Origin of the sequence: Streptacidiphilus neutrinimicus (assembly GCF_000787815.1) — a bacterium.
Lineage (GTDB): Bacteria > Actinomycetota > Actinomycetes > Streptomycetales > Streptomycetaceae > Streptacidiphilus > Streptacidiphilus neutrinimicus.
Genome location: NZ_BBPO01000048.1, coordinates 42,691 through 54,646, shown reverse-complemented (window position 1 = coordinate 54,646; position 11,956 = coordinate 42,691). Strand labels below are relative to the sequence as shown.

At 71.8% G+C, this 11,956-nt stretch carries 14 protein-coding genes and 1 pseudogene; 2 read left to right on the top strand and 13 right to left on the bottom strand.

Going from position 1 to position 11,956, the window contains the following annotated elements:
- The 4 genes from TR48_RS26570 to TR48_RS26555 all read right to left on the bottom strand — a co-directional run.
- Positions 1–642: S-adenosylmethionine synthetase N-terminal domain-containing protein (locus TR48_RS26570; RefSeq protein WP_042371813.1), on the bottom strand; the 642-nt coding region annotated here is incomplete at its 3' end.
- 213 nt (positions 643–855) lie between these two features.
- Complete coding sequence (locus tag TR48_RS26565; protein WP_084729786.1) at positions 856–1,719, bottom strand: NAD(P)-dependent oxidoreductase; 864 nt, start codon at positions 1,717–1,719, stop codon at positions 856–858.
- Complete coding sequence (locus TR48_RS26560) at positions 1,716–2,045, bottom strand: antibiotic biosynthesis monooxygenase family protein (protein WP_042371812.1); 330 nt, start codon at positions 2,043–2,045, stop codon at positions 1,716–1,718. Before TR48_RS26560 ends, TR48_RS26565 begins: the two co-directional genes overlap by 4 nt.
- Complete coding sequence (locus TR48_RS26555; RefSeq protein WP_042371810.1) at positions 2,045–3,061, bottom strand: methyltransferase; 1,017 nt, start codon at positions 3,059–3,061, stop codon at positions 2,045–2,047. The genes TR48_RS26560 and TR48_RS26555 overlap by 1 nt, the downstream gene beginning before the upstream one ends.
- A gap of 177 nt (positions 3,062–3,238) precedes the next feature.
- Here TR48_RS26555 and TR48_RS26550 point away from each other — a divergent pair, with 177 nt between their 5' ends.
- Together TR48_RS26550 and TR48_RS26545 are read left to right on the top strand one after the other, a co-directional pair.
- A complete protein-coding gene (locus tag TR48_RS26550; RefSeq protein ID WP_042371808.1) occupies positions 3,239–4,864 on the top strand; it encodes an FAD-dependent monooxygenase in 1,626 nt (541 codons plus the stop codon).
- 20 nt (positions 4,865–4,884) lie between these two features.
- Positions 4,885–6,141, top strand: a complete 1,257-nt coding sequence (locus TR48_RS26545) for a cation:proton antiporter (protein WP_042371806.1) — start codon at positions 4,885–4,887, stop codon at positions 6,139–6,141.
- 60 nt (positions 6,142–6,201) lie between these two features.
- On the opposite strand, the gene TR48_RS26540 is transcribed toward TR48_RS26545, so the two are convergent.
- From TR48_RS26540 to TR48_RS43620, 9 genes and pseudogenes are all read right to left on the bottom strand, one after another.
- A complete protein-coding gene (locus tag TR48_RS26540; protein WP_042371804.1) occupies positions 6,202–7,050 on the bottom strand; it encodes an LLM class flavin-dependent oxidoreductase in 849 nt (282 codons plus the stop codon).
- An 89-nt stretch (positions 7,051–7,139) separates the two neighbouring features.
- Positions 7,140–7,871, bottom strand: a complete 732-nt coding sequence (locus TR48_RS26535; protein WP_042371802.1) for an SDR family NAD(P)-dependent oxidoreductase — start codon at positions 7,869–7,871, stop codon at positions 7,140–7,142.
- Complete coding sequence (locus TR48_RS26530) at positions 7,868–9,286, bottom strand: NAD(P)/FAD-dependent oxidoreductase (protein ID WP_042371801.1); 1,419 nt, start codon at positions 9,284–9,286, stop codon at positions 7,868–7,870. The genes TR48_RS26535 and TR48_RS26530 overlap by 4 nt, the downstream gene beginning before the upstream one ends.
- 16 nt (positions 9,287–9,302) lie before the next feature.
- The gene (locus tag TR48_RS26525; protein WP_042371799.1) at positions 9,303–9,647 is read right to left on the bottom strand and encodes an antibiotic biosynthesis monooxygenase family protein; all 345 of its coding nucleotides are present in this window, start codon (positions 9,645–9,647) and stop codon (positions 9,303–9,305) included.
- A complete protein-coding gene (locus TR48_RS26520; RefSeq protein ID WP_042371797.1) occupies positions 9,637–9,972 on the bottom strand; it encodes an antibiotic biosynthesis monooxygenase family protein in 336 nt (111 codons plus the stop codon). The genes TR48_RS26525 and TR48_RS26520 overlap by 11 nt, the downstream gene beginning before the upstream one ends.
- On the bottom strand, positions 9,972–10,724 hold the full coding sequence (locus tag TR48_RS26515; RefSeq protein WP_042371795.1) for an SDR family NAD(P)-dependent oxidoreductase: 753 nt from the start codon (positions 10,722–10,724) through the stop codon (positions 9,972–9,974). Before TR48_RS26515 ends, TR48_RS26520 begins: the two co-directional genes overlap by 1 nt.
- Positions 10,725–10,750: 26 nt before the next feature.
- A complete protein-coding gene (locus TR48_RS26510; protein WP_042371793.1) occupies positions 10,751–11,215 on the bottom strand; it encodes an anthrone oxygenase family protein in 465 nt (154 codons plus the stop codon).
- Between the two features lie 33 nt (positions 11,216–11,248).
- Positions 11,249–11,713, bottom strand: coding sequence for an SRPBCC family protein (locus tag TR48_RS26505; protein WP_042371790.1), 465 nt, complete (start codon positions 11,711–11,713; stop codon positions 11,249–11,251).
- Positions 11,714–11,742: 29 nt separating this feature from the next.
- Positions 11,743–11,956 (bottom strand): annotated as a pseudogene (locus TR48_RS43620) (ketosynthase chain-length factor); the annotation flags it as partial.

Sequence of the window (11,956 nt, the reverse complement as noted above, 5' to 3'; positions counted from 1 at the left end):
CACGTCGGGCGCGAGGAGGGAGTCCAGGTCGATGTCGGGCGCGTGCTGCGAGGACACCACGACGGTGTCCAGGCGGAGCGCCTTGTCGCCGTCGTACTCGATGGTGACCTGGGTCTTGCCGTCCGGACGCAGGTACGGGACGGTCCCGTTCTTGCGGACCTCCGTCAGCCGGCGGGAGAGCCGGTGGGCCAGGTAGATCGGCAGCGGCATCAGCTCGGGCGTGTCGTCGCACGCGTAGCCGAACATCAGGCCCTGGTCGCCGGCGCCCTGCTTGTCCAGCTCGTCGACGTCGCCCTCGACCCGCGCCTCGTAGGCGCTGTCGACGCCCTGCGCGATGTCGGGGCTCTGCGAGCCGATGGACACCGAGACCCCGCAGGACGCGCCGTCGAAGCCCTTGGCGGAGGAGTCGTAACCGATGTCGAGCACGGCCTCACGCACGATCGCCGGGATGTCCGCGTACGCGGTCGTGGTGACCTCGCCCGCGACGTGGACCTGACCGGTGGTGATCAGCGTCTCCACGGCGACGCGCGAGGACGGGTCCTGGCGGAGGATCGCGTCCAGGATCGCGTCGCTGATCCGGTCGGCGATCTTGTCCGGGTGACCTTCGGTCACGGACTCCGAGGTGAACAGTCGTCGGGACACGGGTCCTCCAAGTCTTGGGTGACTGTTGAACCATCGTGCGAGAACGGTCGCCAGAACGGCTCAAGACCGGGTCAAAGGGGACGTTGCACCTACCCAAGGGGCGCGAGGAACTGCACGACAAGCCACCCTGTGCGGTGACTCGCCGAACGAGCAGGGCCATCCGGATGCCGGTGGTTGCTCGCGCAGTTCCTCGCGCCCCTTGGGGAGTTGCAACTATCGCTTGGTGTGCTCGATCACGACCGCCGCGTCGAGGTCGCCGTCGCCCGCGTCCACCACGGAGGCGAACGCGGCGCGGACGGACTCCAGGACCGGGAGGTCCACGCCGTTGTCGCGGGCCGCCGCGACGGCCAGGCGGAGGTCCTTCTCCATCAGCACCGAGCGGAAGAAGGCCGGCTGGTAGCGCCCCGCGCGCATCAGCTCCGCGCGGAACCGCATCACCACCGAGCTGAAGCCGCTCGCCGCGACGGCCTGCAACAGCGTGTCGCGGTCCAGCCCGGCCGTGACGCCGTAGCCGACCGCCTCCGCCAGAGAGGCGACCTGCGCGCCCAGCAGCAGGTTGAAGATGAGCTTGACCGTCGTCGCCGTCCCGAACGGGCCCGTCGGGACCACCTCGGAGCCGATCGCGTCCAGGATCGGCCGGACCGCGGCGACGTCGTCCTCGGGGCCGCTGACGTAGACCCGCAGCTGGCCCTCGCGGGCCTGCAGCGGGTTGCCGACGACGCAGGCCTCGACGCGCCGCAGGCCCGCCTCGGCCAGGCGGCGCGCGGCCTCGACCGCGTAGCCGGGCGAGACGGTGGAGGTGTCGACGACCACGCTGCCCGGCGCGAGCGCCGGGACGATCCGGCCGAACAGCACCTCCTCGACCGCGTGCTCGTCGGCGAGGCTGATCAGGACCGTGGTGACGCCCGCCACCGCCGACTCGGGCGAGTCGGCGACGACCGCCCCCGCGGCGGCCAGCGGGGCCGCCTTCTCGGCGGTGCGGTTGTGCACCGTCAGCTCGAAGCCCCGGGCGAGCAGCCGGGCGGCCATGCCGCCGCCCATGTTGCCCAGCCCTACGAACGCCAGCCCGCCGCTCACGAGGCCACCTCCAGCCGGTGCACGAGCCGGGTGACGGTCATCTCGCCCGCGACGCGGAACCGGTTCAGCGCCCGACGGTTGTCCTGGTGCGGGGCGCTGAGCTCGAAGGTCCGGAACGAGGTCTCGTCCGCCCAGTCCGTGACGACGAAGTAGACGTGCGGGTCGGTGGTGCTGCGGACCAGCTGCTGGCCGAGGTTGGCCGGCTGCTCGGCGATCCGGTGGCCGATCTCGAGCCAGGTCTGCTCGAACTCGGCCTCCGTCCCCGGACGGACCTCCATCCGCAGCAGCACCCGCACGATCTCGGTGGTGCCGTCGGCCGCGGTCATCACGCGGCCTTGCGGGCGACCACGATCGTGTCGTAGTCGTGCAGCTCGGAGACCTCGACGGAGGCTGCCCCGGCCGCCTCCGCGTAGGCGACGACCTCCGTGGCGGGGTACTCCGAGCCGCCGTCGGTGACCAGCAGCATGTCCAGGCTGATCACCAGGTTCTCGACGTGCTTCTCCTCGTCGTCGAGCATCCGGTCGTACATGACCAGCGCGCCGCCGGGGTTGACCGCCTTGAACGCCTTGTGGACCAGCGCCTCGCGCTGCTCCGGGTTCCAGTCGTGCAGCACGTGACCGAGGATGACCACGTCCGCGGTGACGGGCAGCGGGTCGGTGAAGAAGCTGCCGCCGTGGAACTCGACCTTGCCGGTCAGGCCCAGGTCGTCCAGCAGCTCGGCGTTGAGCGGCGCCATCTGCGGCAGGTCGAAGACGTGGCCGGCCAGGTGCGGCTGCGCCTTGACGATCTGGGCGCACAGGTTGCCGCGGCAGCCGCCGACGTCCAGCACGGAGTTGTGGCCGGACCAGTCGAAGGCCTCGACCACGTGCGGGCCCAGCACGTTGGTGAAGGCGTCCATGCTGCCCACGAACTGGCGCAGGATGGCCGGGTTCTTCACGACCTCGTCGAAGTGGCTGCCGGACTGCGCCTCGCCGGTGCGGAGCGCCTCCTGGAGCCGGCCCCAGGCCGGGTAGAGGTTGCGGCTGGAGCGCAGCAGGAAGCCGCCGACGAACTGCTCCTTGTCGCGGACCAGGTACGCGTCGGCGCCGGCCGCGTTGGCGTAGCGGCCGTCCGTGCGGGTGAGCAGCTTCAGGGCGGTCAGCAGGTCGAGGAAGTCGCGCAGGCCGCGACCGTGCAGGCCGAGCTGGGTGCGGATCTCCTCCTCGGTGGAACCCCCCGTGCTGTGCAGCAGCGAGAACAGGTCCAACTCGACAGCGGTCAGCAACGCCTTGGCGTCGCAGAAGGCGTTGCCGAGGCGGAGGATGCCCGCGGCGGTGCCGACGTCCAGGGGAGTGCTCGTCATCGGAAGGCTCCTTCTGCAATGTGGCTGGTCGCGGGGACGTTCCCAGCCCCGGATGGAAGGCGCGTCGATTTCCGCTGGAGCCCCTCGCGCAGCAGGGGAACCGAGAGGTTCGTAAGGCATTCTCGAGCCGCCGTCTGTACTCCTGCTCAGCGACAGCACGTCGACGAGGGGAACGGCATGGTAGACGTTCGAGTCCCGGTTCTTGTCATCGGTGCCGGCCCGGTGGGGCTGGCGACTTCACTCTTCCTGGGACGCCACGGCGTGCCCACGATGGTGCTGGAAAAGCGGGACGGCACCTCCCTGCTTCCCCGCGCCCCGGGCCTGCAGGCCCGCACCATGGAGCTGTTCCGCGCGGCGGGTCTGGGCAAGGACATCCGCGCACTGGAGAAGGGCGACACGCACGCCTACTTCGAGGGCGGCATCATCCAGGTCGAGACCTTCGCCGGTATCGACGACGCGGTGCTGCTCGAGCGTCCGTCGCTCGACGGGCCGCAGGTGAGCCCCGAGCGGGTGATGGGCTGCGGCCAGGACCGCTACGAGAAGGTGCTGGCCGAGAAGGCCCGCGAGAACGGTGCGGACGTGCGCTTCCGCACCAAGCTGCTGGACTTCGTCCAGGACGAGGACGGCGTCACGGCGACCGCCGAGGTCCTGGACACCGGCGAGAAGCTCACCATCCGCGCCGACTACCTGGTCGGCGCCGACGGCGCGGGCAGCCAGGTGCGCCGCACGCTCGGTGTCGAGCGCGAGGGGCGGGGCACCGTCTTCCACGCGCTCAGCATCTACTTCCAGGCCCCCGAGCTCGAAGTGCTGCTCAAGGGCCGTAAGTTCATCCTCTGCTACGCCTCCGCGGGCGGCACCCTGATGGGCCTGTCCCGGCTGCACGGGATCAACCCGTGGCTGGCCGCGCCCATCTACCACCCGGACCAGGGTGAGAAGCCGGAGGACTTCACCGACGAGCGCTGCGTCGGCATCGTGCAGCGCGCCGCCGGCAAGGACATCGACGTGGAGATCGTCGCCAAGATCCCGTGGGAGGGCGCGCAGCTCGTCGCGGAGCGTTTCCGCACCGGCCGGGTCTTCCTCGCGGGCGACGCCGCCCACGTCCACCCGCCGGCGGGCGGCTTCGGCGCCAACACCGGCATCCACGACGCGCACAACCTGGCGTGGAAGCTGGCGGGCGTGATCAGCGGCTGGGCGGGTGACCAGCTGCTGGACACCTACCACGCCGAGCGCCACCGCGTCGGTTCGGCCATGGCCGCGCAGGCGCTGGTCCGCAACCGGATCCGGCACGGCTACGCGACGGACGAGGACAAGAAGGCGATGGTGGACGACATCATCATCACCCTCGGCTACCGCTACCGCTCCACCGGCATCGCGGCGCCGATGGACACGCCCACGCTGACCCAGGAGCTGGCCCTGACCGGCGAGCCGGGCACCCGCGCCCCGCACTACTGGCTGGACCGGGACGGGGAGCGGATCTCCACCGTCGACCTGTTCTGGGACCACTACGTGCTGCTGGCCCCGGCCGGCGAGGCCGGCCAGGCCTGGGCGGACGCCGCGGTCAAGGCGGCGGACGAGCTGGGCGTGCCGCTCAGGACGTACCTGGTCGGCACCGACCTGGTCCCCGCCGAGCAGGACCGCGGCTGGGCCGACGTCTGGGGGATCCCGGAGGGCGGCGCGGCGCTGGTCCGTCCGGACGCCTTCATCGCCTGGCGCGGCGCCACCGACGAGGGCGAGCCGAAGGACGTCCTGGGCAAGGTCCTGGCCGCCGCGGCGGGCCTCGAGCCCGTGACGACGCAGGCGTAACGGCAAGGAGCACAGCTGACATGACCGACCATCAGGCAGCGATGCTCTTCCTGGGCATCGCGGTGATCCTGGTGCTGGCTCGGTTGCTGGGCGCCGGGGCGCGGGCCATTGGCCAGCCCCCGGTGCTCGGCGAGATCCTGGCCGGCGTCCTGCTCGGCCCCACGCTGTTCGGCGGCGCGGTGACCCGGGCGCTCTTCCCCGTGGACGTGCGCCCGTTCCTCACCTCGCTGGCCGATCTGGGGCTCGTGCTCTTCATGTTCGTCATCGGCTACGACCTGGACGCGGCGCTGGTACGCGGTCGCGCCAAGGTGGCAGCCGGGGTGTCCCTGGGCTCCATGCTGCTGCCCTTCGGCCTCGGCGCGGTGCTCGCCTTCCAGTTGGCCCACCGGCACCAGATCGGGCACTCGCACACCGGCTTCGTGCTGTTCATCGGCGCGGCCATGTCCGTGACGGCGTTCCCCGTGCTGGCGCGGATCCTGGCCGACCGGCGGATGCAGCACACCGAACTCGGAGGGCTGGCGCTGGCGGCGGCCGGGGTCGGCGACCTGCTGGCCTGGGGCATGCTGGCGGTGGTGACCACGGTCGCCGGCGGCGGCCTCCAGTGGCGGGTCATGCTCGCGCCGGTCTATCTGGCGCTCATGGCCTGGGTCGTCCGGCCGCTGTTCCAGCGGCTCTTCACCGCCCGTGAGAACCAGGCGGGTCTCACGCCCGCGCTGCTGGCCGCCGTGGCCACCGGACTGATGCTCTCGTGCGCCGCCGTGGAGTGGATGCACGTGGACTTCATCTTCGGCGCCTTCGTCTTCGGCCTCGCGATGCCGCGGGTCGGCCCGGTCCGGCTCCGCGAGGGGCTGCGCGACAGCCTCGGCACGGTGGGGACGGTCTTCCTGCTGCCGGTGTTCTTCGTGATCGCCGGGCTGAAGGTGGACCTGTCCAAGCTGAACGGCGACGATCTGGGCGAGCTCGGACTGATCCTGCTCGTCGCCGTCGGTGGCAAGTTCGTCGGTGCCTTCTCCGGAGCCCGACTGCTGGGCCTGGGCGGCCGCGACTCGGCGGTGATGGCCACGCTGATGAACACCCGCGGCCTGACCGAGCTGGTGATCCTCACCGTCGGACTCCAACTCGGCGTCCTGGACCCCGGGTTGTACTCCCTCATGGTGGTCATGGCCCTGGTCACGACCTTCATGACGGGTCCGCTGATCCGGCTGCTCCGCGGCAGCGAGCCGCAGCCGGAGCTGGTCTTCAGCGCTGCGGAACCGGTCGTCGAACCCGTCGGCTGACCGGACCCGCAAGGAGGGGAGGGCCGGGGCGAAAGCCCCGGCCCTCCTTCGTGCCCGCGCTCAGAACGCGGCTTCCGCCAGCAGGTCGAGGTGCTTGGCGTCGCCGGTGCACGGGAAGAAGAGCAGTTCGTCGCAGCCGGCCGCGCCGTAGTCCGCGACGGTGGCGCGCACCGCCTCCGGGGTGGTGAGCACACCGGCCGCGGCCCGTTCCGCCTTGGGGCCGATGAAGGCGTAGTAGCGGCGCAGGTAGTTCTCGGCCCGCTGCTGCCCGTCGGGGCCGAGGGAGACGTAGGCGAGCGACAGGGTCCGCGGCCGGTCGGTGCGGCCCGCCTCCGCCCAGACGGTGCGGGCCTGTTCGGCGAGGGCGGCGAAGCCCGCGACGGAGGAGCCGCCCGCGATCCAGCCCTCGGCGTGCCGGGCCGCGCGGCGCATCGCCGCCGGCGAGTGGCCGCCCACGATCAGCCGCGGGCCCCCGGGGGTGGCGGGCCGCGGGCCGATGGGCGAGGCCTCCGCCCAGTGGCCCTGCAGCTCCTCGATGATGGCGTCCAGGCGACGGCCCCGGTCCCCGTAGCTGGCGCCGGTCGCGGCGTAGTCGTCCTCCCGGCCGCCCGCCGCCAGGCCGAGGCGCAGCCGCCCGCCGGAGAGGGCGTCCAGGGTGGCCGCCTGCTTGGCCAGCACGGCGGTGTCGCGGCGGTAGGGGGCGATGAGGATGGTCGTGGCCAGGCGGATGCGTGAGGTCGCGGCCGCGGCGGCGGCGAGGGCGATCAGCGACTCGTCGTTGTCGTAGACGAGCCGGTCCAGGGTGGACAGGGTGCTGAACCCGAGCGACTCCGCGTGCGCGGCCCAGGCCGGCAGGCGCGTGATGTCACGGTCGGGAACGGTGGTGGGCAGACCGACGCCGATGTCCATGGCAGCTCCGTAGCTGGGGGTTGGGAGAACGGACAGCGGCCCCGGGCTCCCGGGAGGGAGACCGGGGCCGCCGGAACGGGCTCGGGGCCTCAGACGCCGCCGTCGACGTTGAGGGTCTGGCCCGTGATGTAACGGGAGTCGTCGCCGGCGAGGAAGAGCACCGCCCCGGCCACGTCCTCCGGGGTGCAGATCCGGCCGAGCGCGGTCATCCCGACGATGCGGGCCACCGCCTCCGGCGGCAGGCCGCCGCCGGGCTCCGTCTCGGTCAGGCCCGGCGCGACGGTGTTGACGCGGATCCGGCGCTCGCCGGCTTCCTTGCACAGCGCCCGGGTGAAGCCGATCAGGGCCGCCTTCGAGGCCGTGTAGTGCACCCCGCGGGCCCGGCCGCGCAGCCCCGCGGAGGAGCCGATGATGACGACCGAGCCGCCGTCGACGGTCTTGGGCAGCAGCGCCTGGGTGACCAGGAAGACCGAGGTGACGTTGGCGTCCATGACGCGGTGCCACTCGTCCTCGCGCAGGTCCCCGAACCAGAACTGGCTGTCCACGCCGACGTTGTTGACCAGGGCGTCCAGCTCGCCGAAGACCTCGCCGACGCGCTCGGCCAGGGCCGCGACCTGCGTGGAGTCGGTCACGTCCGCCTGGAGCAGGACGTGGCCGGGGCCGATCTCGTCGAGCTCCTTGGCGAGCGAGGTCACCTCCTCCCCGCCGCCGCGGGAGACCACGGCGACCCGGGCGCCGGCGCGGGCGAAGGCCAGGGCGGTGGCCCGGCCGATGCCGCGGGTGCCGCCGGTCACCAGCACGCGCTTGCCGCTGAGGCTCATGCCTGGGCCCCCTTCTGCGCGGCGCCGTTCTCGCCCGCGCGCTTGAGGCCCAGCTGCGGGAAGAAGGAGAGGTACAGGCCGGCCACGGCCTGCTCCTCGTTCAGCGGGGCCTGCTTCGCCTCGTGCACCCGGTTCAGGTTGTTGAGCGGGATCGGGTCGCCGCTCTCCGCGCCGTTGAGGTGCCCGTGGACGGCCGCGTAGACGTCCTGCGCGTCGTTGAGGTCCTCGATGCCGGTGATGATGCGGTCGAACGCGGCCTGCAGGTCGAGCTCGTCGCGCTGCTCCGAGCTCAGCTTCTGAGCGTTGTAGAAGTGGTAGTCCTTGCCGCGGTAGCTCTCGTAGAAGACCGAGACCAGGACCAGCAGCCGTTCGTAGGCGTGCCGGTAGACCTTCTGGTAGAAGGCCCAGGCCTCCTCCTCGGTGGCCTCGCCGCGCAGCGTCGAGCCGAGCGAGGCGGCGGCCAGCATGCCGCTGTAGGTGGCCAGGTGGACGCCGGTGGACAGCAGCGGGTCCAGGAAGCAGGCCGCGTCGCCGGCGAGCATGAAGCCGGGGCCGCAGAAGGACTCGGCCGCGTAGGAGTAGTCCGCCTCGACCTTGAAGTCCGCGGTCTGCTCGGCGCCGTCGAGGATGTCCTTGACGACGGCCTGGTCGGCGACGGCCGCCGAGTACACCTGCTCGACGCCGCCCAGCTCGGCCTTGCGGGCCAGGAAGTGGTCGCGGCCGGTGACCAGGCCGACGCTGGTGATGTCGTTGCCCATCGGGATGATCCAGAACCAGCCGTTGGGCATCGAGGCCACGCCGATCGCGCCCTCGGGGCCCTTGGGCAGCGGCTTGGCGTTCTTCCAGTAGGTCCAGGCCGCCATGTTCTTGAAGATGTCGTGGAACTTGCGGCTGTTGAACTGACGGGCCGCCAGCACGCCGTTGCGGCCGGAGGCGTCGATCACGTAGTCGAAGGTGATCCGGCCCTTGGCGGCCTCGTCCTTGGCGTCCTGCCAACGCGCCGCCACCGGGCGGCCGCCGGCGAACTCGATCTCGCTGACGCCGGTCTCCTCGAGCACCTCGACGCCCAGCTCCCGGGCGTGGTCGAGGAGGATCTTGTCGAACTCGGCGCGGCGGACCTGCCAGGCGTTGGTCGCGTCGCCCATGTCGCTGAAGCGGACCTCCCACTCCTCCTCGCCCCAGAAGAAGAAGGCGCCGCCCTTGGGCTGGAAGCCGTGGGCCTCGATCTTCTCCCAGACGCCGAGCAGCTCGAAGATGGGGCGGCAGGAGGGAAGGATCGACTCACCGATGTGATAGCGCGGGAAGCGGTCCCGTTCCAGCAGGGTGACCTCGAAGCCCTGCTTGGCCAGCAGCCCCGCGGCGGTGGAGCCGGCCGGGCCGCCTCCCACGACGAGGATCTGGGTGTGTTCGCGCATGGATCTCTCCATCCTTTCAGGGAGTGGTCTGCGGGACGGGACCCTGGGCGTCCCACGCGGAGGCGACCTCGTAGACGCCGAACGGCACCGCGAGCCGGTCGTCGCGGTAGGGGCGCAGCGGCGCGGTGTCCTGGCGGTGCTCGGCGCCGCGCTCCCACGCCTCGAACGCGGCCCGGTCGACCCAGCTGCTGGCGACGACCAGGCTGGTCGGATCGGTCGAGGAGCGCAGCAGTTCGTTGCCGAGCAGCCCGGGGACGCCCGCCATCCGCGCGGAGACCAGCTGGTAGGCCTCCTCGACGGCGGCCAGCTCGGCGGCGTCCCTGGCCCGCTGGTGGACCATCACGCGGACCTCACCCGACACGGGTCGCCGCTCCCTCGATCCGATGGACCACCCGCATCGTGGCGAAGGTGGCCCCGGCCCGGTACGCGTGCAGGCGCTCCCGGTGCTCGACGTGCGCGCCGCTGTCCTCGAAGTCCTTGAACCCGGCCTCGTCGACCCAGTCGCTGACGATGAAGTAGGTGTCCGGGTCGGTGCTGCTGCGGCCCAGCCACTGGCCCAGGTTGGCCGGGTGGCCGGTGACCGCGTCCGTGCCGGAGAGCCACTCCTGCTCGAACGCGGCGGCCTGGCCCTCCTTGATCTTCATCGAGAGCAGGACCCGGAAGGTCTCGGCGTTCCGGGCCGCCATCAGGAGATGCCCCCGTCGACCGAGACGGTGGAGCCGGTGACGTAGCGGGAGAGGTCGCTCGCCAGCCACATGATCGCCCCGGCGACCTCCTCGGGCAGGCCGAGGCGGCCCAGCGCGGTCTTGGCCGAGTAGCGCTCGACCATCAGCGCGCGCTGCTCCTCGGGCATCTTGTAGAGGTTCTCCGTCTCCACGACGCCGAGCGCCACCACGTTGAACCGGATGCCCTTGGCGCCGAACTCCTTGGCCAGCGAGCGGTTCAGGCCCGCCAGCGCGGCCTTGGTGGCGGTGTAGTGGGAGCGCAGCGGGATGCCCGCGTCGACCGCCTTCGAGCCGATGCTGACCACCGAGGAGCCGGCGTCCAGCAGCGGCAGCGCGTTCTGGATGACCAGGTGGGCGCCGGTGACGTTGACGGCGAAGACCCGCTGGAACTCCTCCACCGGCAGTTCGGCGTAGGGGATGTGGCTGATCGCGCCGGCGTTGTTGACGACCAGGTCGAGGCGGCCGAACTTCACCCGCGCGTGCTCGACCAGCGCGGCCACCTGGGCCGGGTCCGAGACGTCGGCCTGGACCACCAGGTGGTCGCCGCCGATCTCCTTGAGGTCCCGCTCCAGCGCGGTGACGGCCTCACCGGGCTGCTGGTAGCAGGTGACGACGTCCACTCCGGCCCGGGCGAGCGCCAGCACGATGCCGCGCCCGACGCCCCGGGTCCCGCCGGTGACCAGTGCCTTCTTACCGGTGAGGCCGAGATCCATGACTCCTCGTTCCTTGAGTGATCGGTTTACAGCAGGGCTGACAGGGCGGCGCAGTTGACGAACAGGGCGGCGATGGCGACCAGGCTGCGGCGCCGGTTCCAGACGCCCCAGGCGGCCTTCTTCGCGGGCAGGTCCGCCGGTGGGGCGTCCGGATCGACGGACTGGATCCACCGGTTGGTGGGCACGTTCTTGCTCACCGAGATGGTGATCGTGGTCACCGCGAGCGCCGCCGCGACCAGGAACAACGCCCGGGCGACGGGGTGGCTGCCCACCGAGGAGAGCGACGCCAGGGTGACGTCCCCGGCCAGGGTGCCGAGCAGGCAGATCGGCATGGCCGGGTCGTAGCGGGTGGCGAGGAACGCGTACGCCTCGACGTAGCGGTCCGCGGGCAGTGCGGCCAGCAGCGGCCAGCCGCCCAGCAGGGTGCCGAGCATGACGCCGGCGGCGAGGCCGTTGAGCAGCAGCACCGCGGGTGCGAGCAGGGCGAGCACAACGGCTCCCTTCCTGGTCGTCGGGGAAACGCCTCAGCGCGCGGCGACCGCCGCCGCCTCGACCTTCTCCTTGATGAGCTTCATCTGGACGGCCGTGTTGCGGTTCAGGTGCGCGGTCATGCCCGCGTCGTCCACCGGCGCGGCGGGCTTCATGTGGAAGTCCTGGATCCAGCGCATGACCACGCCGGCGCCGTCCTCGGCCTCGCGGTACTCCCAGCGGATGTCCATGAACTCGAACGGGCCGGTCTCCACGCGGTGCGCGGAGACGGTGCGGGTCTCCGGGTCGGGCGTGCGCTCGGAGACCCAGCTCCAGACGGTGCCGTCCTCGTCGGGGTGCATCGTCAGCCGGAACCGGACGGTGGCGCCGTCCCGCTCCAGGATGTCGACGGAGGCGTACTCGCTGAACAGCTGCGGCCAGGAGGCGAGATCGTTGGTGCGCTCCCAGACCAGCTCCATCGGCGCCTCGATGGTGATCTCGTTGTCGGTGTGTCCGGCCATGGACGGGACTCCTTCGATACGTCGGGGGATCAGTGCGCGACCGCGCCGAGGACGAGGGCCGCGTTGAAGCCGCCGTAGCCGCGGGCGACGATCAGGGCGGTGCGCAGCGCGGCCGGGCGGGGCCCGTCCAGCACCAGGTCGAGCCCGTACTCGGGCCGTGCCGCCGGCACGCCCGGGGTGTGCGGGATCACCTGGTGGTGCAGCGCCAGTGCGGCGGTGGCCACGTCCAGCGGCGCGCCGCCG